Here is a 23,636-nt window from a genome sequence, read left to right as displayed (position 1 = left end):
AAACAATTGAAAAAGGAGATTTTTGAAATGAAGATTTGCAAGTGGCTGCGCTATGTCGCCATCCCGCTGCTTCTTTTGTCCGTGCTGGTCAGCACCGCTTCCGGGGCGACCCGCTCGGGTAGATTCGTCACCATCGACGGCCAGGAAGTCCGGTTTTTTCGCATTGAAGACCGCAACCTGATCAAGGGGTGGTTTAATGGGACCGCTCTTGAAGTGCCCATGGACGCCGTAAGAGAAATCGTTTTTTTTGACAGTCCCAACGCCAGCTACAGCATGTTCGGCAATGACATCAGTGCGGGCGAGATGGAACTGACGCGCAAGACCGATGGCCAGAAGTTTATTATACAGGACGCGTTTCTCCCCTCCGACTGTGATTGCACCTACCTGACTTATTCCTATCGCAATCCGTTCACCGACGATATCAACCGGGGCAATTTCGCCATTGACGGATTGCGTCGAATTGTTTTCGACGATCGCTGATTTTTGCCCGGCACCGGAACAAATAATTTGAAAGGCAGGTTCGCCGGTGGTGGACCTGCCTTTTTTGTGGTTGCGGTGGTTTGTGGACACTGATTTTCCACTGGTGTATAAATATAAATCGACCGAAAACGCCGGGTTTCCCTGCGTAACCTTTTTTTTCTTGTTCCTGGGAGGAAATCTCATGCTGAGCCAGACATTGCAGGACGCATTGAATGAGCAGATGAAAAACGAATTCTTTTCCGCTTATCTTTATAAGGCGATGGCGGCCTATTTCGAGGCGGAAGACCTGCCCGGTTTTTCCGCGTGGATGCGCGTTCAGGCCATGGAGGAAATGACGCACGGAGAAAAGTTTTTCAACTTTATCTGCGAGGCGGGCGGACGCGCGGTGATGTTGCCGATTGATGCGCCTAAGGGTGATTACACATCGGCCTATGACGTTTTTGACTATGCTCTGGAACATGAATATTTCGTCACCGATCGTATCAATAAGCTTATGGACCTCGCGCGTGACGAGAGCAACCATGCCGCGCAGATTTTCCTGCAGTGGTTTGTCACCGAGCAGGTGGAAGAAGAGGCCAGTTTTGGGCTGGTGAAGAAAAAGCTCAAACGCGTTGAAGGCGACGGGCGCGGCTTGCTGATGCTTGATCAGGAAGCCGGTTCGCGCACTTTTGTGCCGCCGGCCGGAATGAGTGTCACCGGCGGTTGAGGCGGCGCTTTCATTGACAATAAAAGGGGGGCGGATGCTCCCCTTTTTCCATTGCACGGAATCTCCCGGATATTCGAATGACACAAGCTTTGCCGTTTTCTGAGCGTATTGCCGTTGTCCTGGTCGAGCCCCGCCATCCCGGCAACATCGGCATGGTCTGTCGTGCCATGGCCAATTTCGGTGTCAGCGATCTGCGTCTGGTCAATCCGTGTCATTACCTGCACCCGGAGGCGCATAAGCTTGCGGTTTTTGCCTCCGATCTGCTTGGGCAGGCGCAGGTTTATGCAAGTTTGGCCGAGGCCCTGGCCGATCTTGAAATAACTGTCGCAACCACGCGCCGCATGGGCCGCATGCGTGGTGAGCTGTTGGATGTCTCCCGGTTGCCGCAAACCTTTGCGACGCTCTCCGCCGCCGGTCGCGCCGGGTTGGTTTTCGGGCGCGAGGACGCAGGGCTGACCAATGCCGAGGTGGCCTTGTGCAGCCATGCCGCCACCATCGGTACCTCGGCTCAGGGAGGCTCCCTCAATCTGGCTCAGGCCGTGGTTGTCTGTCTTTATGAAACTTGCCGGTCGGTGGCCTGCGCAACTCCCGCGCCGCGGCAAGAACCAGCGAGCCAGGGGGAGATGGCAAGCCTGTATGCAGACATGGAAGCTGTGCTGCAGCGCATTGCCTTTCTGAATCCCGAGCGTCCCGAAGCAGTCACCAACCCTTTGCGCGACATCTTTCGCCGTGCCGGATTGTCGTCCGCCGAAGCCGGCATGTTGCGCGGCATGTGGGGACAATTGGCTTGGAGCATTCGCGACTGGCGCGGTCGGCGCAAAGGGGACGGCGGGGCCCAGGGGTGAGGCTTGTGGGTTGCATTGGTCGTATATTTGTGAAAGGAGCCACGGCTCATGGACGGTTCTCAGTGTGACTCTTCGTCGACTTTCCCGGTGCTGGTCGTCGAAGATAACCCGCCGATTTGCAGCCTGCTGCAGAATGCCCTTGAGGGTGCCGGACACGCCTCGCTGTGCGTGACCAATGGTCCGGACGCCCTGGCGCAATTGGAGCAAGGGTATTTTCCCATCGTCATCACCGACCTTGTGGTCTCCGGCATGGATGGCCTGGAGTTGTGCCGAACCATTCGTGAGCGGTTTCAGAAGTACTACATCTATATTATTGTCTTGACTGCGCGCGGATCCAGGGAGGATTTGATCGAAGGCCTTGAAGCCGGCGCCGACGAGTATCTGGTCAAGCCTTTGGGCGAGGCCGAGTTGCGTGCGCGCCTGAAAATCGCCCGGCGTATTCTTGATCTGGAGAGTTCCCTCAAAAAAAGTCTCGAAGAGTTCAAGAATCTGTCTGTCAAGGATTCCCTTACCGGATTTTTCAATCGTCGTTACCTGGCCGAACGTTTGCCCCAGGAAATCAGGCGCGCCGTTCGCTATGGGCGGCCGCTCTCCCTGCTGCTGTTTGATCTCGATCACTTTAAGCGTGTCAATGACCAGTTCGGCCATCAGGTTGGGGATTTGCTGTTGCAGCAATGCGGGGTGAGTGTTGTCGATGCGTTGCGCCATGACCTCGACTGGGCGGTTCGCTATGGTGGGGAGGAATTCCTGGTGGTCTTGCCGGAAACTGATCTGGACGGTGCCCTGGTGGTTGCCGAGCGCCTGCGTAGCTCTCTGGCCCAGTTTGACATCAGCACGCCGCAGGGCCCTGTCAGGACGACTGCGAGCTTTGGTGTCGCCAGTCTGCCTGAGACCTCCACGCGCCAACGCCTGGCCGCCGAGGCCCTGATTGAGTGTGCCGACCGCTGTTTGTATGAGGCCAAACGCGAGGGCCGCAACCGTGTCAAGGGGCAGAGAGCGTGAACTCTAACGAACAGCTTCTGGGACGGATTTTCATTGTCGGCTGCGGCGATATCGGCAGACGCGTGGCACGCCTTGCTCAGCAGCGGCAATTGCCCGTCGCCGGTCTGGTGCGCAGCGAACAAGGGGCGTGTGAATTGATGGCTCTAGGCGTAGAGCCGTGCCTCGGCCATCTCGACCAGCCTGCGTCCTTGCGGCTGCCGGATCTCGGCGGAGGGAGTGTATTTTACTTCGCGCCCCCGCCGGGGGGCGGTTTCAGCGAGATGCGCGTGAGAAATTTTCTGGCCGCCCTGGCGCCTGGAAACCTGCCTGCGCGGTTGGTCTATTTGAGCACCAGCGGGGTTTACGGCGACAGCGGCGATGTCGCGGTTGATGAAAGCCGTCCCGCGCAGCCTTTGACGGCGCGCGCCCGGCGGCGCTTTGATGCCGAGGAAACTCTGCGTGCCTGGGGCGCGCAGCATGGGGTAACTCTGGTCACTCTGCGCATCGCCAATATCTATGGGCCGGGGCGCCTGCCGGTCGTGCACCTGCAAAATGGACATCCCCTGCTGGTCGAATCGCAGAGCAAGCCGACCAGTCGCGTTCACAGCGAGGATCTCGCGCGGATCTGCCTGGCGGCCGCGGAAAAGGGCCGACCCGGGGCGGTGTTCAATGTCTGTGATGATGAACCCTGTTCTGCGACAGCCTATTTCACCGCCGTTGCCGAGTTGCTGGGGATTCCCTGCCCGCCGCAGATCCCTCTGGAGGAGGCCCGCCGCCTCATGAAGCCTCTTTTGTTCAGCTATTTTATAGAATCAAGAATCATGAACAATAAAAAAATTATGAACGATCTGGGCGTGGAGTTGCAATTCCCCAGGTTGCGCGATGGTTTGCCGGCCAGTCTCAGTGCGGGGTGAGCAGCCCCAGATGGCGCAGCAGTTGATATAAGCCCATGAGTGCAACCGTCAATCCCGCGGCGCGCATCATCCAGCGGCGGCCGCGTTGGCCCAGCCAGGCGGCGGCGGCCCCCACCAGCATCAAGGCCGGCACCGTGCCAAGGCCGAAAGCCAGCATCAAAAGGGCGCCGCGTCCAGGATCGGCGCTTTGCGCCGCGGTTAATGCCACGGCATAAACCAGACCACAGGGCAGAAGGCCGAATGCCAAGCCCAGGGGCAGCGCCGCCAGGGCCGGCGGCCAGCGGCGCAGGCGGATGACGGCTTTTCCGATCAAGCGGGTCGGCACCATCCCTTCTATTTCCAGGGGGCTGCGGCGCCCGGCCAGCCCCGCAGTGGCAAGTCCTGCCGCGATGAGCAGCAGATCGGCGCCGATAAGAATCACTCGGCTGGCTGCCTGAAATCCTTCCGTATAAACCACCATGCTTCCTACCCAGCCCAGAGTTGCACCCATGACCCCATAGGTGGTCAGGCGGCCGAGATGATAGGCCAGCTGGAACCACAGCCCTGCACCGCCTTGGCGTACACTCAGGGAGAGCGCCGCGATGATGCCGCCACACATGCCGATGCAGTGGCCGGAGCCAAGCAGGCCGGTGACCAGAGCCATGCTCAGCAGCAGCGGCCCGCTGGAGGCGATTTCGGAAGGGCAGCAGGCGGGCATCAGGAATCCCTTCGGCGATTTGGTTTGCCGGATCGTGCATCGTCTTCGTCAAGCATGCGGTGCTTGGGTCCTTCGATGTCATCGAATTCCCCGCGTTTGACGGCCCAGATAAATACCAGCCAGACAGCAGCTCCAATGAATAAGGATAGAATAATGAGGATTAGGGTTGATTGCAGCATGGCTCAGTTTACCCTTATCTCAGGTCGAAGCAATTCCTTGCGCCCGAGACGCAGGGAATTGCCCACTACGCAGATGGAGCTTAGGGCCATGGCGGCGGCAGCGTGTACCGGGGCCAATTGTCCGGCCGCCGCTAGGGGCAACGCGAGAAGGTTGTAAGCAAAGGCCCAGAGCAGATTCTGGCGGATGAGAATGCGGGCGCGGCGCGCCAATAACAGGGCTTCGACCAGGCGCCCAAGGTCGGGTCGCGTCAAAACCAGGTCGGAGTTTTCCAGGGCGATGTCGGTGCCGCCGACCATGGCGCAGCCGACCTGTGCCGCGGCCAGAGCCGGGGCGTCGTTGATGCCGTCTCCGACCATCAGCACACGTTCGCGTTCCGCGCGCGCGGCGGTGATCCAGGCGGCCTTGTCCGCCGGGCTGAGTCCGCCATGAACAGACGACAGGGGCAATTTGGCGGCTAGGCGTTGCGCGGCTTGAGGGCTGTCCCCAGTGAGCAGGGCCTGGGAGAGTCCCAGGGTGTGTAATTGTTGAAGGCACGCGGCAGCTTCAGGCCGCAAGGCATCCTCCAGCAGAATGACACCCTGATAGTCGGCATCCAGGGCGACATGGACCTGGGTTGCCCCCTCAAGGGCGGTCGACGGCGGAATGTCGATCCCGGCCTGGCGCAAAAAGGCCTCGCTGCCGACTCGCAGCGATCCCTGCGGCGTTGTGGCTTCCAGGCCGCGTCCGGGTAGGGTACGCACATTTTGGGCCGGAGTAAAATCAAGCCTTCGGCGGCGCGCCTCGGCCACCAGGGCTTGGGCCAGGGGATGGCTGGAGCCGCACTCGGCTTGCGCGGCCAGAGCCAGCAATTCATCGACGCTGCCGTGCGCGGGGTACACATCGGTCAGACGTGGACGTCCCAGGGTCAGAGTGCCGGTTTTGTCAAAGGCGACCAGGGTGAGCCGTCCGGTCATTTCGAGAATGTCGCCGCCGCGAAACAGGATGCCGCGCCGGGCGGCGGCGCCGGTGGCCACCAGCACGGCCATGGGGGTTGCCAGACCTAGAGCGCAGGGGCAGGCAATGACCAGCACCGCGACCGCCGCCAGCAGCGGCGATATCTCCGTGGCGCGCCAACTCCAAAACAAAAATGTCGCAAGCGCCAGGACCATGACCGCCGGCACAAACAGAGCGCAAATGCGGTCGACCAGGCGCTGGATGGGCGCGCGCCGCATCTGTGCCTCCTCCACCAACTGCGCAACGCGGGCAATGAAAGAGTTCGCAGCGGTTGCCGTGGCGCGTACGCGAACCAGAGCGCTCAGATTGAGAGTGCCGGCGGCTACCTGGTCTCCCGGCCGTCGCCAGACCGGCAGGGGTTCTCCGGTCACGGGCGCCTCATCGACCTCCGTTTCACCCCCGACCACCTGTGCATCCACGGCAAAACGCTCGCCCGGGCGTACCTCAAGAAGATCTCCGCAACGCACCTGGGAGGCCGAGATCTCTTCGCGCTGTTCTCCCAGCAAGCGCCGCGCCGTCTGAGGCGCGAGACGCAGCAGCAGATCGATGCCGGCCGCCGCGCGGCGACGCGCGGCGCCCTCGAAGAGGCGCCCCGCAAGAATCAGGGTAACGATCATGGCAGCCGTGTCGAAATAGACCTCGCCGCCCGCAAAGGTGGCGTAGAGGCTGGTACCGTAGGCCGCCAGCACGCCCATGGCAATGAGCAAATCCATGCCGGGCACACCATTACGCAGATTGCGCCAGCCTCCTTGCAGAAAGGGCGCGCCCGAGTAGAACACTACGGGGGTGGCCACGGCGGCGGAAAAATAGTGGAAGATTTGCTTGGCTTGGGCATCCATGCCCTGAAAATAGCCGGCGTAAAGAGCCAGGGAGTAGCCCATGAGCTGCATGGACAGAAAGAGGGCGGTGCCGAATCGAATGAGCAGCGCCCGCCTTTCCCGCTCGGCACGCTCTTCGCCTTGATCGACGCTCAGGGGCCGGGGCAGGTAACCGATGCGGGCGACGGCGGAAAAAATCCGCGCGGCGCTGGTGCGCGTCGGATCGAACTTCACTCGGGCGCGGTGGTTGCCGTAATTGAGACGTGCCTCCAACACCCCGTCGCAGCGGCCGAGAAGTTTTTCCAGAACCCAGACGCAGGCAGCGCAGCGAATGCCGTCGACGATGAAGCACAGTTGCGCCCCGTCCGGGTCGGGACGCACAAAATTTGCTAAATAGTCTTCGCCGTAAGCATTCTCATAGGCACCCGCCGGCAGGCCGATTTCGCCTTCGCGGCGCCGATAGAAATCGTCAAGACCCGCATCGGTAAGGATGAGGAAGGCGCCGCGACAGCCCTGACAGCAGAAATCCTGATCAATTCCGGCGATGCGGCCGCGTACCCGCTCGGTGGCGGTTATGCTCAGACCGCAATGGGCGCAGACCATGGAATCCGGAGTCATTGAGGCTTGTTGAGACTGCGGCCGGGGGTAGAATGCTGACCGTAGTCGTCAACCACTGGGCTGACCCGGGTTCCGGCGGCATAAATAGACCAGCCGGAGAAAAGGAGAAAGGCCAGAAAAAGTAGGCCAAGTCCCCAGGGCCAGAAGTTTGCGGGGTTTTTCTGCTTCATGGTGAAACCCTCTCTGTGCTGGTGGGCGGAAGGATGAGTTGTGCGCGGCTCTGCACCAGGGTGCGGCCCTGCGCGTCGTAAAGCGTAAGTATAATGGGCGCGGGAATCGCATCCGCCGGCGTAACCACCGCAAAATCGAGACGCCGTCGTTCTCCACCGGCCAATGAAACGCGCTGTACCGGGCCATGGACCTCCAGGGGCGATCCATCAGCGGTTGTTGCGCGAAGAGAAACCTCATGGGCTTGTCGTCCGCGATTGTGCGCCACCGCCAGGAAAAAGTTGGCGCTGCGTCCATCACTCAGGGCGCTGGCCACGATTTCAGCCGGGCGACTCAGCTTCAAGGTTGCGGGTGGCCGCAGCACCAGGGTGCCGACAAAAATAACCAAGACCACCACGCAGGCACCGGCGACCAACAGCAGGCGCGGGTTGAGCAGTGCCGCCGCGCCACGCCCTTCAAGGCCGAAGGTGTAGCGGATGATGCCGGGTTGATGGCGGACCGCCATCACCTTGCGGCAGGCATCGAGGCATCGGCCGCAATTGATGCACTCGATCTGCTCACCCTGGCGGATGTCGATGCCCATGGGACAAGCCCGCACACAGGCCGAACAGCGGATGCAGCGCCTGGCCTCGCCAGAGTGAAAGCGCAAGGTCAGTGTGCCTGGGTCGATGAGGGCGCTCTGCAGGCGCCCATAGGGACAGAATTCGCGACACAAAAGGCGCCGCACGAACGCCAGGTCCAAATATACCGTCGCAGTCACCACCGCCAGGCTCAGGGCAGCTGCATAACCCAGATGCCCCTCCGCCAGACGCGCGAAGAAATCGTAGGGTGCTATGAAATACCAAACCAGGTTGGCGGCCACCAGCAGGGCCAATGCCAGGCAGAACAGATGGCGCAATCCGGCGCGGCACCAGGGCCCGGCGGCGGGCATAAGACGAGCGCTGTACCCCTCGAACCACTCCAGTAGATCGCTCAGGGTGGTTTGTGGGCAGGCCCAACCGCACCAGGCGCGGCCCAGGGCCAGGGTGAGGAGCAGAAATAGCAGAATTAGCGCGATGCCCAGCAGCAGAGCCAGATAGAGATCTTCGATGGGCAGGGAACGTCCCGCGGCATACAAAGTCCGTCCGGGCAAGTCAAGCCGCAACAGACTCTCGCCGCCCCGGTGCATGAAGGGAACACCGAGCAGCGTGAGGCTCAATGCCCACTGGAAACCTCGGCGCCAGGGACCGAGCAGGCCGGGCGCGATGGTCAAATGCGTCACAGCTTTTTCAGATAATCGGCCAAGGCCTCGATCTGGGCGGCGGAAAACTGATTGTTGTAACCGGGCATGCCTGCAGGCCGGCCTTGGGCGATGCTCTGAATGACGGCTTCGCGCTCATTGCCGTACTTGTATTGCGTGTCATCCAGGGCCGGGCCGATACCGCCCTGCCCGCTGCCACCGTGACAGGCTGCGCAGTGCTGGTTATAGAGGTGGCGCGCCTCGTCCGCATCGACCGCAGGCGTGGCCTGAGTGCCGGGTTGGGTCTGCTGCGCGGCGGTCTGTTCCAGATGGGCGCTCATCTTGCGCGCGAACTCTCCTTCGGAGCTCCAGCCGCTGAAAAGGTAGTAGGCCATGAACAGCACCCCCCAAATGATCAGACCGTAAAAAAGGATGCTGAAATAGCGGGGCACAGGCGTCGAACGCATTTCGATCAGGCCGTCGAATTCACGCGCCGGGCGTTTGTGTTGGTGATCCTCAAGCATGGCGTCGATCTCCTCTGGTGAAAGAATCCTGGGTGTCGCGGTTCAATCCTCATCAAGCATGCGATGTTTGGGCTCTTCCAGCCGGCGGCGGCGTTTGCTGTTGTAAACATAGCGCACAATCGCAGCGAACACCGCAAACATGCCGATAGTTACCGCCAGATACAGAATTTCCTTGAGTCCCATGCCCTACTCCTGTCGCGACTGAATGTAGCCGACCATTTTCCAGACCCGCTCTTGTCCCAAAGTCGCATAGGACGGCATACCGCCTTCGATGATGCCGTGGAAAATCACCTGAAACAGATCCGCGTCATCCCGGCCTGGCGTGGCAAGCTCCGGCCCGATGCCGCCCTGAAGATCGGCGCCGTGGCAAGCGGCACAGTGTTGCCGGTAGAGATCGGCGCCTTCCTTAAGGGCCTGTGGGTCGTCGCCGAAGGGGTTTTTATCCGTCGTCGGGGAGGCAAGGGTTGCAGCCACTTCGGTGCGCTCCACCCCGGTGCCGAGTTTCTGCATGTAGGCGACGATGGCATCCATTTCGGTCTTGCCGCGCAGTGCGCTGATCTGCTCCACCTCGTAGGGGAATCTCAGGATCTCCATCTTGCGCCGCGTCAGATCAGGATCGACCTGCCTGTTGTTGAGAAAGGCATAAGCCGGCATGTTGGAGCGCGGCACAAAAACGGTCGGATCGGCCATGTGCTGATAATGCCAGGCATCGGGATATTTGCCGCCGATGCGCGCCAGATCAGGACCGGTGCGGCGCGATCCCCACAGGTGGGGGCGATCGTGGACGAATTCACCGGCGCGCGAATAATCGCCATAGCGCAGTACTTCAGCCACGAGGGGGCGTATCGTCTGAGTGTGACAGTTGTTGCAGCCTTCGCGAATGTAAACATCACGCCCGGCCAGTTCGAGAGGGTTGTAAGGGGTCACCCCTTCGATGCGGTCGCCCTCGGTGTTGATCCAGGCAAAGGGTAGCACCATGGTGACGACCGTGCCGACCAGAATGGCGAGGGTCGCCAGGGCGAGGAAGACAGAAGGCTTGATTTCCCAGGAGCCGAACATAAACAATCTCCTCTCTCAGGCAGTGGCCGCGGTGAGGGGCTTGCCGCGGCGGGCGGTCATGGCCAGGTTGTAAATAAAGACCGCCACTCCGGCGACATAGATCACCCCGCTGAAGGCGCGCACCCAATAGTAGGGATACATTTCAATGAGACTCTCCACGAAGGAGTAGGCGAGGCTGCCATCGGGGCCAATGGCATGCCACATGCCGGCCTGTTGCACCCCGGCGATCCACATGCTCACCGAGTAGATCAACTGACCGAGGAGCACCAGCCAGAAATGCAGATTGGCCAGGGGGATGCTGTAGAGCTCGCGGCCGTAGATGCGCGGCGCCAGGTAATAGAAGGCTGCGAACAGCACCAGTGACACCCAGCCCAGCGCTCCCATGTGCACATGACCCGGCACCCATTCGGTGTAATGGATGAACGCCGAGAAGGAGCGCACCGCCTGTAGCGGCCCCTGCAGGGTCTGCAGGCCGTAGAAGGTGATGCCGAGAATCAGAAATTTGACCAGGTAATTCTCGCGCATCTGATGCCATTGGCCGTTCATGGACAGATAGCCGTTGATGACCGAGCCCCAGGACGGGGCGATGAGCATGATGGAGAAAGCCATGGCAAGAGTCTGCACCCAGTCGGGGATCGGCGTCCACAGCAGATGGTGGGCGCCGGTCCACAGGTACATGAAGACCAGGCTCCAGAAGGCAACGATGGACAGGCGGTGGCTGTAGATGGCGACCCCCGTTGATTTGGGCAGAAAATAATAGAAGATGGCCAGCGGCGGCAGGGTCAGCACCATGGCTACCGCGTTGTGGCCGTACCACCACTGCACATTGGCGTCGTTGGCACCGGCGTAGGCCGAGTATGATTTGAACAGAGAAACGGGGATCGCCGCGGAATTGACCAGATAGAGAATCGCCACCCCGATCAGGGAGGCGGCCATGAACCACAGGGAAACATACATCTGTTGCTCTTTGCGCTTGAAGATGGTCATGAGGACATTGACTGAAAAGACCACCCACAGTACCACCACCAGAATGTCCACCGGCCATTCCAGCTCATGATACTCCTTGGATTGGGTAAAGCCCATAAGCAGGGTGACGGCGGCAACGATGATGGTGAAATTGAACAGGTAGAGCTGAAAACGCGCAAGCCCATCGCTCCACAGAGGCCGACGGCACAGGCGCTGCACCATGTAGAGGTAGAGGGCAAAGAAACTGCCGATGGCCCAGCCGAAGATACCGGCATTGGTGTGCAGAGGGCGCAGGCGACCGTAGGTGAGATAGGGCGGAAGATTCAGGTTAGGGTAGACCAGTTGAAAGGAAATGAGAACCCCCACCAGAATCGCGACCACTCCCCAGAGAATACTCCAGTGAATGAAGCTGCGCACAATGGCTACATTGTAGTTCGGTGTTTCCATGCTGCCTCCTGCCCGTTGAGATGGCGAAAATAAAAAATTGGCCGTAGTATACTGCTGAAAAAATAAAATGCAACCGGCTTGGTTATATTTTCTGGTGGCCTGTTTGCGCGCGGGTGGGCAGGATCGGCACGGGGAGAGAGAATGCTTGTTTTGCAGGCAAAGGGCATGGGTTAAGGGCTCTTTGTGAGGCATTCGCGCGGGAGAAACCGCCATTTTCCGCTATTTGTCGTGCTGGTGAACCTTTTGCATGGCAAGGATGGACATGCCTTAAGTCTAGCAGGGCGTGACCCAACTGCTATAGAGGGCTTCCCGCAAGATCTGCAATTTCCAACCTCTTTTCAGGAGCCGGCTCATGGGAATCAGAATCAATCCGTCCGATCTTTTTTATCGTTACCCCAAAAACCACGCCAACAAGCACAGTCCGAAATTCATCGGCAAGCCCGACAGCCATGCCTTTGCGGCCGATGACCTGTTCGAGGTCATTCCCATGCTGGAAGCGGTGATGGATGCCTACGATTGTCGCGACGGCAACGTGCTCAATGAACTTGAAGAGGTGCTGGTGCGCTGGCTGCCCAAAGATGTGACCCGCGAGCAGGCTTTCGACATTCTGGTCGAATCGGTGAGCGGAATGTTCGAGCAGCGCTGATTTTCCCCAGTCTCTGTCCGTGCCGCTTGCATCTTGCCGCACAGCCCTTAAGATTGAGTGGCAGTTACTGATTCAGGGATTCTATCTACTCTGATTCTTTCGGCTGAACCTTCAATCTTCAAGGGGTGGACATGGAAAAACCGGAACTTTTCTGGCGCGCAGACAACCAGGCCGAGCGCCTGGAGGAATTGATCACCTGCGATGGGCAGCGCAAGGAACTGCCCCTGCGGCGCGATGTGCGCTCGCTGGGCAAACTGCTCGGCGTCGTGCTGCGTGAACAGGCCGGCGAGCATATCTTCGCCGCCGAAGAAGCTTTGCGCACCGGTGCCATTCGCCATCGCGAGATCTGTGCCGAAGGCTCGAGCGCCGCTCTGAACTGCGCAGAGGAGCAGCAGCTGGAGGCAGAGGCCCAGAAGCTGGTCGCCGGTTTGTCGCTGCATGACGCGCACCAGATCGTCAAGGCCTTTGCCACCTATTTCGAGTTGACCAACCTGGCCGAGACCAACCACCGCAAGCGCCGCCGGCGGGCGGCGCGCCTGCAGCCCGGCGGCGACAAGCCGGGCTCCATGCGCGGCACCCTGCAGCGCCTCAAAGACGCCGGATGCGACATGCAGAGCGCCCTCGCGCAGTTGGCGCGTGTCAGCGTCATCCCTGTGTTCACCGCCCATCCCACGGAAGTCGCGCGGCGTGTGGTGCGCTACAAACGCCGGCGCCTCGATCGCATGCTCGAATGCCTCGATCGCCTGCCCCTGTCCGCCAGCGAGGCGGCGCACATGCAGGATGAAATCCTCACCGAGATCAACGCCCTGTGGCAGACCGATGAAGTGCGCCGTCGCCAGCCGAAGGTGGGAGACGAAATCCGCATGGGCATCGACCACTATCGGGGTTCTCTCATCGATCCTCTACCCGATTTCTACCGCGACCTGGCAGAGGCATTCAGCGATGTGTACGGGCAATCGCCGACCCCTGCAGAGTTGCCGGTGGTGGTGCGCTTCGGTTCCTGGATCGGCGGCGATCGTGACGGCAATCCCTTCGTCACCCCGGCGGCCACACGTGATGCGCTGGAGCGGGCGCGGGAAGTCATTCTCGGGGTGTATCTCGACAACCTGGAAGAGCTGCGCGAGCTGCTCACGCCTTCGGCCTGCCGGGTCGGCGCGAGCGACGAGCTGCTTGCGGCAGCGGCCAAAGCGCAGGAGGCCTTTCCCGAGACCGCGTCAAGTACCGCCGGCTATCCCGATTGCGAGCATTACCGCAAATTTCTGCGTATCGCCCTGTATCGGCTGAAACAGACTCTGGTTGATCCCAACCAGGCCGAAGGCTACGCCGACGCCGAGGAGTTAGCCGCGGAGCTGCGCCTGGTGCGGCGCAGCCTGTCCGCCCATGGTGCGGAACGGTTGGCGCGCAATTATGTCGATCCGGTGCTGCGCCGCCTGGAGACCTTCGGATTTCATCTGCACAGCCTCGACATCCGTCAGCATGCCCGCGTTCATCGTGCCGCGGTGGAGGAGCTCGGCGCCATGGCGCACTTCGATGAACAGTCCGGTGCTGCCTCGGTACCGCAGCCCAGCGCCGCGACCATCGAGCTGCTCGATACCCTCAAGACAATTGCCGCTCTTAAGCGCGAATATCCCCCTCAGGCCATCCGCAGTTACGTCATCAGCGGCGCCACCTGCGCGGCGGATCTGCGCAACCTGGTATGGCTGTGCGGGGTGGCCGGGATCGAGGTCCGGGGGGGCGAGGAGCGCGGAGATCCGGGTCTGATGCCGGTGCCCCTGTTCGAGTCCATTACCGATCTGCGAAACGCTCCTGATATCTGCCGTGCGCTGTGGAGCGCGCCCGACTACCAGCCGCTGCTCGATTCCTGGCAGCGCCGCCAGGAAGTCATGCTTGGCTACTCGGATTCCAACAAGGACGGCGGCATGCTCACCAGCACCTGGGAGATCTTTAAGGCGCATCGCGATCTGCATCGCGTCGCTGAGCAGTGCCAGGTGCGGTTGCAGCTTTTTCACGGGCGCGGCGGCACCGTGGGGCGCGGCGGCAGTCCCACCCATCGCGCCATCGTCGCCCAGCCGGCCGGTGCCTTTGAGGGGTGCCTGAAAATCACCGAACAGGGCGAGGTGATCAATTTCAAGTACGCCGACGCCTCTCTGGCTCTGCGCAATCTGGAACTCATGGTCGCCGCTTCGCTGGAAGCCCTGACGCGCCCCGGCGTGGCCGACCCCCAGCCGCAATCGCAGTGGCTTGAGGCCATGGATGAAATGTCGGCAAGCGCTTTTGCCTGCTACCGCCGGGACATTGCCGATAACCCCGATATCCTGCTTTATTTCGAGCAGGCCACGCCGGTGCTGGAATTCGACCTGGCCAAAATCGGTTCGCGCCCGGCGCGGCGCAGCGATAACCGCAGCCTCGACGATCTGCGTGCCATCCCCTGGGGCTTTGGCTGGATTCAGAGCCGCCACCTGCTTCCCGGCTGGTACGGCGTCGGATGTGCGTTTGAGGCGTTCACGAAAAAGCATCAGGGCGGTCTGGATCTGCTGCAGGCCATGATGAAGAACTTCCCCATTTTTCGCGATCTGGTGCGCAATGTCGAAGTGGCGCTGGCCAAAGTCGATCTGCCCCTGGCGCGGCTCTATGCGGGGCTGGTCGCGGACGAGGCGTTGCGTGAGCGGGTGTTTGCTTTGTTTGTGGAGGAGTTTGAGCGCACCCGCGCGATGGTTCTGGCGGTTAGCGGCCAGCAGAAGCTGCTGGAGCGCACGCCCGATATGGCCCAGAGTCTGCGCCTGCGCAACCCCTATGTCGATCCCCTGAGTCTGATTCAGGTTGAGTTGCTGCGCCGCAAGCGCAGCGGCGAGGACAGCGATGAACTCAATTACGTGCTGGCTTCAACCATTAACGGCATCGCGGCGGGGTTGCGCAATACGGGCTAGTGTCTCGCGCACTTAGGCAGGTTGGCGTAACGCAAACGCGCTGAAAAGAGCCGGAATTAGAAGACAGGACGAGCCGCATGTGGCACGAGGTGGGGCTTGAAAATGAAAAAAGGGGGCAGCGCGGATGGGAGGCCGTTGCTGCCCCCATGAACAAAAGGGGGCTCCAAGGTAGGAGAGTCGATTGCAGGTTGGCTGCTATTCCCCCTGCCAAGGACGGAAGCACAACCAGGTCAGAACATACGAAAAAAAAATACGTATGTCAAATTAATTGTTACGAAAATAAAAAACGTGCTATCTGTCTGCGTCCGGCGCCGTTTTTTTAGGTTCAAGGGGAGCCTCCGGACGATGTTCATGCTCGTGAGGCTCCTGTTCATGTTCGGCATGGCCGTGCTCGTGGTAGCGCGGTTGCGGGGGGTGGTCATGTTGCTCTGAATGGGTGTGATGTGCATGGATGTAGTCGTGCGGATGCATGTGTTCATGCTCATGGAGGTGACAGTGTACCAAGTCGCCGTGGCGGTGGGCATGTTCGTGCAGATGGCGATGAGGGTGGCTGTGCTCATGGCGGTGCTGTAATTCCCGAATTTCGTTGCAGCAGACAGACTTGTAACTCAGGGCCAAAGCGTTCAGGTTTTTGTGGTTCTGATCGGCGAGAAATTCTGCGGTGGAATAATCCTCAAGGATGCGGCCCTGGTGCATGACCAGGGTGCGTTGTGTCAGCTTGCCGACCAGATAGGGGTCGTGACTGACCAGGACGCGGGTTTGTGAAAGTTCTCCTAGAATCTCCAGCAAGAGTTCTTCGCCCTGGGGGTCGAGGCCGGCGGTGGGCTCGTCGAGGATGAGGATTTCGGGGTTGAGGCTCAGAACCGTGGCGATGGCCAGCCGCTTACGCTCGCCGCCCGAAAGATGCAGGGGCACGCGTTCTTCATAGCCCGCCAGCCGCACTCGGGCCAGGGCTTCCGCCACGCGCCGCGCGATCTCGTCGGTGGGCAGGCCCATCTGGCGCGGACCAAAAGCCACTTCTTCGGCGCAACTGGCGCAAAAGAGCTGATCGGATGGATCCTGGAACACCATGCCGACCTGGCGCCAGAGTTCGCGGCGCTGTTTTTTGCCGACCGGTCGTCCGGCGAAAAGATGCGCGCCCTCGCCGTGGCGCACACCCAGGAGACAGGATAACAGAGTTGTTTTGCCAGCCCCGTTTTCGCCGACGACGGCGACGCTTTCGCCTGGTCTCAGGCTGAAATCGATGCCGTTTAGGGCGCAGGTGCCGTCCGGATAGGCAAAATGGTAAGCGCGCAGCTCCACCAGGGGAGGGGCGTGCCCGGCACCGGACGGGGGCGGCGCCACAGCCCGGGGCGGTGCGAGTTCGGCAATTTCAGCCGCAGGCAGAGGCGCTGCCGTGGCCAGGGGATCGTGCAGACGGAAGGAGAAATCCAGCCCGTGTTCGCGCAGGGAAGGGCGATGCGAAACCAGCTCAGGCATGCTGAAATCGTGGTGAATGCGGCCCTGGTCGAGAACCACCGCCCTGCGGCAGAGTTCATAAGCGAAGAGCAGGTCGTGGGTGATGCAGATCAGGGTGCCCGCAAAGTCGCGCAGCAGCTCGATGAGGATGTTTTCCTGGGCCGAATCCAGGTTGGCGGTGGGCTCATCGAGGATCAGCACTTCAGGCTTCATGGCCAGAAGCGTGGCGAGAGCCGCGCGTTTTTTCTGCCCGTAGCTCAGGTGGTGAGAGGGTTTGTACAGCAGATGCCCGAGACCGACCTGTGCCAGGGACTCTTTGACCAGCAGATCAACCTCCGGGGTTTGCAGGCCCTGATTGAGGGGGCCGAAGGCGACATCTTCGTAAAGGGAGTTGCAAAACAACTGGTCGTCGGGGTCTTGAAAGAGCAGCCCGATTTCGAGGCGCGCGCGCCGCAGGTGTTCACCCCCAAGGGGCAGCCCCTTGTAGGTAAGGCGGCCCTGCTGCACGGCCAAGAGGCCGTTGAGGTGGCGCACCAGGGTTGATTTGCCGGAGCCGTTTTGCCCGACCAGGGCGATGCGGTCGCCGGGTGCGATGCGCAAGTCGATGTTTCGCAGGGCGCAGTGGCCGTTGGGATAGTGGAAATTGAGCCTGCGAATGTCGAACAGGGCCTCGCCCGTAAAAGGCATGGGGGGCAGGCGATGAATCTGGTGCATTGGGAAGAAGCGTCCTCCTTGGCGTGGTTCAGGACCAGAGGCGATCGAAAATTACGAGAAACAGCCCGAGGGCCAAGAAGAAGGCTCCCTTGAGCCAATCGCTGGGTTGGGCGTGAAATTGCGCCTGTTGCGGAAAGACGCCTTCGAACCCACGCGCCTGCATGGCGTCGAACACCCGATGGGTGCGCTCGAAACTACGGATGAACAGCATGCCGAGAAAATTGCCCATGACCCGCAGGGTCTCCACCTGGGTGCGTTTGCGAAAACCGCGCACATTCATGCCGATCGTCATGCGGCGCGCTTCTTCAAGAAAGACGAAAATGTAGCGGTGGGCGAGCAGGATCATCTGGCCGACTTTGGGCGGTACCCCCAGGCGCGTGAGTCCCTCAAGCGTGGTGGAGAGAGGCGCGGTGGCCAGCAGCGGCTCCATGAGCAGGGCTACGGCACAGGCCTTGGCGCAGATCGCAAGCGCCAGTTCGAGGCCGCGCAGATTGAGGGGCAGGCGCGAAATCTCCGGAAAAACCAACAGGGTGTCGTCGGGATAAACCACCGCGGTCAACGGCATGACGATGACGAACATGGCGAGAAAGCCGCTCATGGCCAGCAGCCTCCGCCCGACGCGCTTCCAGCAGACCCGCGCGGCCGCCGCAGTGAGTGCGGCCAACCCCAGCGCGAGCAGCGCGCTGGTGAGGGAGCGCGTCGCGACGATGAAAAAAGCAAAGGCCAGCAGGCTCACGAGTTTAAAGCGCACATCCCAGCAGTGAAAGGGCGAGTCGCCGCCGGCCTGATCGATGACCGGAACCGCCCAGTTTTGCTCCGGCGAGCCGTCGCGCCTATTGCGCGCCGCCCGCTTGAGCAAGATGGCCACCAGACTCGCACCGCCGAGCAGAATCAGCAAGGCGGCGGGTAAAATCCCGGCCGCTGCCTGGATGACTCCGCCGGGCGTTGAAATCATCAATGTTCCCGTTTCAGGCCGGTTTGGGCCAGGTGCAGAAGTTCAGGTTTGACCTTGCACAGAAACCCGATGGTAAAGGCGCTGACCAGAGCCTCGATGGCCACGACCGGCACATGGGCAAGCACCGCAAGGCGTGCCACGCCGAAAAAATCCTCGCCGCCGCTGGCCAGAAGAACGGCCAGGAGCATGGCCGCGAAGACCGTGCCGAGGCCGCCGATAATGCCGCCGACGATCATCTGGCGCTTGCGGTTGTGCCCCTTGAGGCGCTGAAACAGCCAGCCGCAGATCAGGGCCGGGATGCCCATCAGCAAGGCATTGGCCCCCAGGGCGGTCAATCCGCCGTATTGAAACAGCAGACTTTGCAGGACCAGACCCAGGGCGATGGCCAGAAATGATGCGGAGCCCAGCAGGATGCCGACCAGTCCCGGAATCAGCAGATGGACGCTGGTGGGGCCTAGAGGCACGTGAACCAGGGAGGCAACGAAAAAGGATGCCGCAACCACCGCCAGTTTCGGCAAGTCTTCGCTGGGCGTGCGGCGCGCACTCCAGGCGGCCAGGGCGAGACTCGCCGCCCCACTCCCCAGAGCTACGCTGACCGGCAGAACCCCATCAGAAATATGCATGGCCGCTTATCCCCCGTCTTCGGCGCGGCTTTTGCGGCCCAGAAAAAAGAACGCCACTCCGCACAGGCCGAAGATATAGCCGATGCCACTGAAAATTTCCTTCAGGCCGGGTTGTTCCAGTTCGTGGCGCAGGGCCGCCAACTCGCGATGCAGGCGGCGCATGTCGCGCGCGAGATCTTGGTTCTGCTGCCGCAGCAAAACCAGCACCTCGCCGCAGGAATTCTCCTGCGGTGCTGAGACGGCGGCTTCCTCCGGTAGGGCGGTGGCGGCCTTGGCGGAAAGCGGCGTCAATGTCCCGCTCAGCAGCATCAGGCAGGCTCCCAGGCTAAGGGTTCGTAGGGCCCAGCGCATGGATTATTCCTGCACTGCGGATTTTTCAAGAACAAAAACCGCCTTATGACCCATTCCGGCTTCGATGACGAGGGTCAGATCATCAATCTTGGGAACGGGAAAGTCAAACAGACCTTCATCGTCGGTTTCGCCTTCCAACAATGGGTTCCTCTCGCTGTCGAAGACCAGCACGCGTCCCTGGCGCACCGCCTGGCCGTTGGAGAAATAGCTCTCGGTGTAAACAACCTGGTTGTCGACGTAGGCGAAAATGCTCATCCCGTGGGCCCAGACCGATGTCGATGTCAGGACGAGGAGCAAAAGCGCCGCCGGAATCGGACAGACAAATTTTTTCATGGACGATCTCCTGAATTGAAAACTCATCTTGGCAACTAAGTCAAACGGGTTGAGCAAGCGCCTGGCGGCAACCTTTGAATGCTACGAATTCGGATATTGTATCACTGGCAGGATAAAAAAGCTAAGAGAAGGTGTCAAGGTGTAGTTTCAGCGCAAATTCTGCCGGGGGGGCAGGCTCAAGGCGGGACGTGCTTATTCGATGCCGCGCAGTTTCACCTCGGCAACATGGTCGCGGGCGATGGCCGCCATTTGATGCAGCTTGGCGGGGGGATGTGAGGTGATTTTCCGCAGAGGCAGTGCAAGCGAGTGCTGGGGGACGAACTGTTGCAGGACCCAGCGCCGGCCCCCCGTCAAGAGCTCGCCAAGAGCGCGAATGTCACTCTCCTCGACGAAGCCGGGAACGCAGGTGGTGCGGAATTCGTAATCAAGCGCGCTGGATTTAAGCAACTGCACACTGCGCGGCAGCAGGTCGAGGTCGACGGGGGCGCGATGCAGCTCGCCGTAACGGCTTGGGGCGGTCTTGACATCGAGAGCCACATAATCGAGAAGTTCTTCATCAATCAGGCTTGCGAGCATATCCGGCGCCAGACCGTTGGTGTCGAGCTTGACCAGCAGGCCAAGGGCCTTGATCTGGCGCAGAAACCCCGGCAGTTCAGGGTCGAGGGTCGGCTCGCCGCCGGAGACCACGGCGCCGTCTATGAAAGCACGGCGCTCCGCGAGTTCCCCCAGCAGCACCTGCGGGGGGTAATCGGGGTGATCCTCCGGCGTCAGCACCAGGGATGGATTGTGGCAGAAGGGGCAGGTGAGATTGCACCCGCCGAAAAAGACCAGGGAGGCGATGCGGCCGGGGAAATCAAGCAGGCTGGTTCCCTGGAATCCTTTGATGCCCATGAATCAGCCTTTGCCGTTGCTCTGCTCGACAAGAAATTCACGGCGGTCGCGGAATTCTTCTTTCTTGCCTTTGTTCCATTGCTGCACGGGGCGGAAAAATCCGCAGACGCGGGAATAGACTTCAACCTTTGCTTCGCATTTGGGGTTCATGATGTTCTCCTCCGCAGGTGAATGTCAGGCCGCCTGGCCATGCCCAGAGTGCGGGCATTCGAAGTGCTCGCCGGCAATGTAGCCATGTTCGGGGCAGATGGTGAAGGTCGGTGTGATGGTGAAGTAGGGCAGGTGGAAATTCTCGGCGATGCGCCGCGCCAGCAGGCGTGCGCTTTGCCAGTCGTCGAGGCGCTCGCCGAGGAAGCCGTGAAATACCGTGCCGCCGGTGTAGCGGGTCTGCAACTGGTCCTGATGACGCAGGGCCTGGAAGATATCATCGGTGCTGCCCACCGGCAGTTGGGTGCTGTTGGTATAGTAGGGTTGCTCATGGCCTGCGGCCAGAATTTCGGGGTAGCGCTCATGATCGGCGCGCGCCAGACGAAAGCTGGTGCCTTCGCCGGGGGTGGCTTCCAGGTTGTACAGGTGCCCGGTTTCTTCCTGGTAGGCTTCCAGCTTGGTGCGCATGAATTCCAGGGTTTCCACCGCCAGGGCATTTCCGGCCGGGGTCGTGATGTCGCGGCCGAGAAGGTTGAGACAGGCTTCGTTCATGCCGATCAGGCCGATGGTGGAGAAGTGATTGTCCCAAAAATTTCCCGAGCGCTCTTTGATGCCGTCGAGGTAAAAACGGCTGTAAGGGTAGAGGCCGTGCTCGGTGAAGCGCTCAAGCTGCTTGCGCTTGATCTCCAGAGAGTCGCGCGCGATGTCCATCAATTCGCCAATGCGCGCGAAAAAGGCTTCCTTGGAATCAGCCAGATAGGCGGCGCGCGGCAGGTTGAGGGTCACCACGCCGATGGAGCCGGTCAACGGGTTGCTGCCGAACAGTCCGCCGCCGCGCCGCCGCAACTCGCGGTTGTCGAGACGTAGGCGGCAGCACATGGAGCGCGCGTCCTCGGGACTCATGTCCGAATTGATGAAGTTGCTGAAATAGGGAATGCCGTACTTGGCGGTCATCTCCCATATGGGCTGGAAGCGGGTGCTCTCCCAGTCCAGTTCGCGTGTCAGATTGTAGGTCGGGATGGGAAAAGAGAAGATGCGCCCCGAGGCGTCGCCCGCCATCATCACTTCGCAGAAGGCGCGATTGAAGAGGTCCATCTCCTCTTGGAATTCGCCGTAGGTGGCTTCAGTCAGCCGTCCGCCGATAATTACCCCTTCGCCGGCCAGGGTCGAAGGCGGAGTCATGTCCATGGTGACATTGGTAAAGGGCGTCTGGAAACCGACCCGGGTCGGCACGTTCATGTTGAAGATGAACTCCTGCATGGCCTGCTTGACCTCGGTAAAGCCGAGGCCGTCGTAGCGAATGAAGGGTGCCAGAAGGGTGTCGAAATTGGCGAAGGCCTGGGCGCCGGCGGCCTCGCCCTGCAGGGTGTAGAAAAAGTTGACCACCTGCCCGAGGGCGGTGCGGAAGTGTTTGGGCGGGCCGCTCTGCACCTTGCCGTAGGCGCCGGTGAAGCCTTTGAGCAGCACCTCTTTGAGGTCCCAGCCGCAGCAATAAACCGAGAGCATGCCGAGGTCGTGAAGGTGTAGATCGGCATTGCGATGCGGCGCGGCGATGTACTCGGGGTAGATTTTGTTGAGCCAGTAGTTGCTGGTGATGTTGCTGGCGATATGATTGTTGAGCCCCTGCAGGGAGTAGCCCATGTTGGCGTTTTCGTTGACCCGCCAGTCCTCCTGGGCGAGATAGGAGTCGATGGACTCGATGGACTCACGCATGAATTCCTGTGTGCGACGCAGGCTCTCGTGCTGGTTTCGGTAAAGAATATAGGCCTTGGCGACCTGGGCGTGACCGTTTTCGATGAGAATCTTCTCAACCAGATCCTGCACGTTTTCGACGGTGGGAATGCGCTCATCCTTGTAGATGACTTCCAGGATGCCCACCACCTGGCGCGCGATGCCGGATGCGCGATTCATGTCGCTGCCGCCCACCGCGCGCACCGCCTTCTGGATGGCCTCTCCGATTTTTTTCTCCTCGAAGGGTACCAGGCGCCCATCGCGCTTGCGGATAAATTTCAACATAGTTACAAACTCCCTCTGTTGGACTCACGGCGCCCCGCGGCGCTTTGGCAACTGGCTGAATTTAGCACAGAGTCGCTGTGAGTCAAGGCAAAAAACCCAAGATGTAGATTAGAAGTTGTGTTCGGGGCACCAGATGTTGTGATCCTGCGGTGGACAGCCTGTGGATAAGGCCTGAGCGAATGACCCACGGGAAGGAATTTCTCCATGGATCTTGCGCCCTTGACCCCTGGCGGCGGGCGTGCTAGAAAAATTCGTTCGTTTATCCCCACCTGGAGGTTCGCCATGTCCGAAACCATCCGCTTCGGTATATCCATCGACGATCGGTTGTTGCAGCGCTTTGACGACCTGATTGCAGACAAGGGCTACAGCAATCGTTCTGAAGCCATTCGCGATCTGATTCGCAACGCCCTGGTCGAACAGCAGTGGGCCGACGAAAATGAAGAAACGGTCGGCACGGTCACCCTGGTTTACGATCATCACACCCGCGATCTCGCCGACAAACTCACCGAGCAGCAGCACAGCCATCATGACGCCATTATCTCGGCTCTGCATGTCCACCTCGATACCCACCACTGTCTTGAGGTGGTGGTGGTCAAAGGCAGGGTCGGCGAAGTGCGGCGCCTGGCCGACGAACTCATCGGCACCAAGGGCGTCAAGCACGGCAAGCTGGTGACAACGACCACCGGCAAGGGGTTGCTCTGAGGGTTGTCTTGCGTCGCAACGGCGCGGCGAAGAAAGTTCGCGTTTTTCGCCTCTCTCAATATCCGCGGGTTCCGTGACGAAATACGTCAATTTGCAGAGAAATTGTTTCGCATTCAGCGCCGGCCGCGCAAGCATTGCTTGCAACTGAATAAGTTAGGTAACTGTTCAGCATGCACCGCAGGGTACGGCGGCATCGCGTGCGGCAAAAAATCACCTGCGGCTCAAACATTTGCCGCAGCACTCAACTGCCGCACCCTG

General features: G+C 60.5%; 23 protein-coding genes and 1 pseudogene. 8 read left to right on the top strand and 16 right to left on the bottom strand.

What is annotated here, in order from left to right:
- The first annotated feature begins 27 nt into the window (after positions 1 to 27).
- The 5 genes from GFER_RS12035 to GFER_RS12015 all read left to right on the top strand — a co-directional run bounded on the left by GFER_RS12035 (position 28) and on the right by GFER_RS12015 (position 3,926).
- Entirely contained in the window at positions 28 to 480 is a 453-nt protein-coding gene (locus GFER_RS12035; RefSeq protein ID WP_040099901.1) for a hypothetical protein, read from the top strand.
- Positions 481 to 661: 181 nt separating this feature from the next.
- Positions 662 to 1,186 carry a ferritin gene (locus GFER_RS12030; protein ID WP_040099975.1) on the top strand — a complete coding sequence of 175 codons (525 nt, stop codon included), beginning with the start codon at positions 662 to 664 and terminating at the stop codon, positions 1,184 to 1,186.
- Between the two features lie 77 nt (positions 1,187 to 1,263).
- A complete protein-coding gene (locus GFER_RS12025) occupies positions 1,264 to 2,031 on the top strand; it encodes an RNA methyltransferase (RefSeq protein WP_040099900.1) in 768 nt (255 codons plus the stop codon).
- 48 nt (positions 2,032 to 2,079) lie between these two features.
- Complete coding sequence (locus GFER_RS12020; protein WP_040099899.1) at positions 2,080 to 3,033, top strand: diguanylate cyclase; 954 nt, start codon at positions 2,080 to 2,082, stop codon at positions 3,031 to 3,033.
- Positions 3,030 to 3,926 carry an SDR family oxidoreductase gene (locus tag GFER_RS12015; RefSeq protein ID WP_235264089.1) on the top strand — a complete coding sequence of 299 codons (897 nt, stop codon included), beginning with the start codon at positions 3,030 to 3,032 and terminating at the stop codon, positions 3,924 to 3,926. The genes GFER_RS12020 and GFER_RS12015 overlap by 4 nt, the downstream gene beginning before the upstream one ends.
- On the opposite strand, the gene GFER_RS12010 is transcribed toward GFER_RS12015, so the two are convergent.
- The 9 genes from GFER_RS12010 to GFER_RS11980 are packed head-to-tail and all read right to left on the bottom strand — an operon-like array spanning position 3,913 to position 11,615.
- On the bottom strand, positions 3,913 to 4,623 hold the full coding sequence (locus GFER_RS12010; RefSeq protein WP_052446342.1) for a sulfite exporter TauE/SafE family protein: 711 nt from the start codon (positions 4,621 to 4,623) through the stop codon (positions 3,913 to 3,915). The genes GFER_RS12015 and GFER_RS12010 overlap by 14 nt on opposite strands.
- Positions 4,623 to 4,802, bottom strand: coding sequence for a cbb3-type cytochrome oxidase assembly protein CcoS (ccoS, locus tag GFER_RS12005; protein WP_040099898.1), 180 nt, complete (start codon positions 4,800 to 4,802; stop codon positions 4,623 to 4,625). The genes GFER_RS12010 and ccoS overlap by 1 nt, the downstream gene beginning before the upstream one ends.
- 3 nt (positions 4,803 to 4,805) lie before the next feature.
- Positions 4,806 to 7,232 carry a heavy metal translocating P-type ATPase gene (locus tag GFER_RS12000; protein ID WP_139171914.1) on the bottom strand — a complete coding sequence of 809 codons (2,427 nt, stop codon included), beginning with the start codon at positions 7,230 to 7,232 and terminating at the stop codon, positions 4,806 to 4,808.
- On the bottom strand, positions 7,229 to 7,402 hold the full coding sequence (locus GFER_RS18930) for a hypothetical protein (RefSeq protein WP_153304543.1): 174 nt from the start codon (positions 7,400 to 7,402) through the stop codon (positions 7,229 to 7,231). The genes GFER_RS12000 and GFER_RS18930 overlap by 4 nt, the downstream gene beginning before the upstream one ends.
- Complete coding sequence (locus GFER_RS11995; RefSeq protein WP_052446341.1) at positions 7,399 to 8,661, bottom strand: 4Fe-4S dicluster domain-containing protein; 1,263 nt, start codon at positions 8,659 to 8,661, stop codon at positions 7,399 to 7,401. Before GFER_RS11995 ends, GFER_RS18930 begins: the two co-directional genes overlap by 4 nt.
- Complete coding sequence (locus tag GFER_RS19000) at positions 8,658 to 9,143, bottom strand: c-type cytochrome (RefSeq protein WP_040099896.1); 486 nt, start codon at positions 9,141 to 9,143, stop codon at positions 8,658 to 8,660. Before GFER_RS19000 ends, GFER_RS11995 begins: the two co-directional genes overlap by 4 nt.
- A 42-nt stretch (positions 9,144 to 9,185) precedes the next feature.
- Positions 9,186 to 9,326 carry a cbb3-type cytochrome c oxidase subunit 3 gene (locus tag GFER_RS18295; protein WP_074669432.1) on the bottom strand — a complete coding sequence of 47 codons (141 nt, stop codon included), beginning with the start codon at positions 9,324 to 9,326 and terminating at the stop codon, positions 9,186 to 9,188.
- Between the two features lie 3 nt (positions 9,327 to 9,329).
- The gene (locus GFER_RS11985) at positions 9,330 to 10,202 is read right to left on the bottom strand and encodes a cbb3-type cytochrome c oxidase subunit II (RefSeq protein WP_040099895.1); all 873 of its coding nucleotides are present in this window, start codon (positions 10,200 to 10,202) and stop codon (positions 9,330 to 9,332) included.
- A 15-nt stretch (positions 10,203 to 10,217) separates the two neighbouring features.
- Positions 10,218 to 11,615: a cbb3-type cytochrome c oxidase subunit I gene (locus GFER_RS11980; RefSeq protein WP_040099894.1), complete on the bottom strand. Its 1,398-nt coding sequence runs from the start codon at positions 11,613 to 11,615 to the stop codon at positions 10,218 to 10,220.
- Between the two features lie 352 nt (positions 11,616 to 11,967).
- Between GFER_RS11980 and GFER_RS11975 the strand changes: the two genes are divergently transcribed.
- On the top strand, positions 11,968 to 12,261 hold the full coding sequence (locus GFER_RS11975; protein ID WP_040099893.1) for a hypothetical protein: 294 nt from the start codon (positions 11,968 to 11,970) through the stop codon (positions 12,259 to 12,261).
- Between the two features lie 131 nt (positions 12,262 to 12,392).
- Complete coding sequence (gene ppc, locus GFER_RS11970) at positions 12,393 to 15,188, top strand: phosphoenolpyruvate carboxylase (protein WP_040099892.1); 2,796 nt, start codon at positions 12,393 to 12,395, stop codon at positions 15,186 to 15,188.
- A 291-nt stretch (positions 15,189 to 15,479) separates the two neighbouring features.
- On the opposite strand, the gene GFER_RS11965 is transcribed toward ppc, so the two are convergent.
- The 7 genes and pseudogenes from GFER_RS11965 to GFER_RS11930 form a co-directional block, all read right to left on the bottom strand.
- Positions 15,480 to 17,360, bottom strand: a complete 1,881-nt coding sequence (locus GFER_RS11965; RefSeq protein ID WP_082048053.1) for an ABC transporter ATP-binding protein — start codon at positions 17,358 to 17,360, stop codon at positions 15,480 to 15,482.
- A 28-nt stretch (positions 17,361 to 17,388) separates the two neighbouring features.
- Positions 17,389 to 18,315: a cobalt ECF transporter T component CbiQ gene (cbiQ, locus tag GFER_RS11960; RefSeq protein ID WP_040099891.1), complete on the bottom strand. Its 927-nt coding sequence runs from the start codon at positions 18,313 to 18,315 to the stop codon at positions 17,389 to 17,391.
- Positions 18,315 to 18,938 (bottom strand): cobalt transporter CbiM, encoded by a 624-nt coding sequence (gene cbiM, locus GFER_RS11955; RefSeq protein ID WP_040099890.1) that lies wholly within the window; start codon positions 18,936 to 18,938, stop codon positions 18,315 to 18,317. The genes cbiQ and cbiM overlap by 1 nt, the downstream gene beginning before the upstream one ends.
- Positions 18,939 to 18,944: 6 nt before the next feature.
- Positions 18,945 to 19,289: a hypothetical protein gene (locus tag GFER_RS11950; protein ID WP_040099889.1), complete on the bottom strand. Its 345-nt coding sequence runs from the start codon at positions 19,287 to 19,289 to the stop codon at positions 18,945 to 18,947.
- Between the two features lie 3 nt (positions 19,290 to 19,292).
- Entirely contained in the window at positions 19,293 to 19,622 is a 330-nt protein-coding gene (locus GFER_RS11945; protein ID WP_040099888.1) for a hypothetical protein, read from the bottom strand.
- Between the two features lie 192 nt (positions 19,623 to 19,814).
- Positions 19,815 to 20,513: an anaerobic ribonucleoside-triphosphate reductase activating protein gene (locus GFER_RS11940; RefSeq protein ID WP_040099887.1), complete on the bottom strand. Its 699-nt coding sequence runs from the start codon at positions 20,511 to 20,513 to the stop codon at positions 19,815 to 19,817.
- 3 nt (positions 20,514 to 20,516) lie between these two features.
- A pseudogene (locus GFER_RS11930) lies at positions 20,517 to 22,676 on the bottom strand (ribonucleoside triphosphate reductase).
- A gap of 282 nt (positions 22,677 to 22,958) precedes the next feature.
- On the opposite strand from GFER_RS11930, the gene nikR reads away from it, so the two are divergent.
- Positions 22,959 to 23,378, top strand: a complete 420-nt coding sequence (gene nikR, locus GFER_RS11925; protein WP_040099884.1) for a nickel-responsive transcriptional regulator NikR — start codon at positions 22,959 to 22,961, stop codon at positions 23,376 to 23,378.
- The last annotated feature ends 258 nt before the right edge of the window (positions 23,379 to 23,636 follow it).

The sequence above is a fragment of the Geoalkalibacter ferrihydriticus DSM 17813 genome, assembly GCF_000820505.1.
Classification (GTDB): Bacteria; Desulfobacterota; Desulfuromonadia; order Desulfuromonadales; family Geoalkalibacteraceae; genus Geoalkalibacter; species Geoalkalibacter ferrihydriticus.
This window is presented reverse-complemented; position numbering and strand designations above follow the sequence as displayed.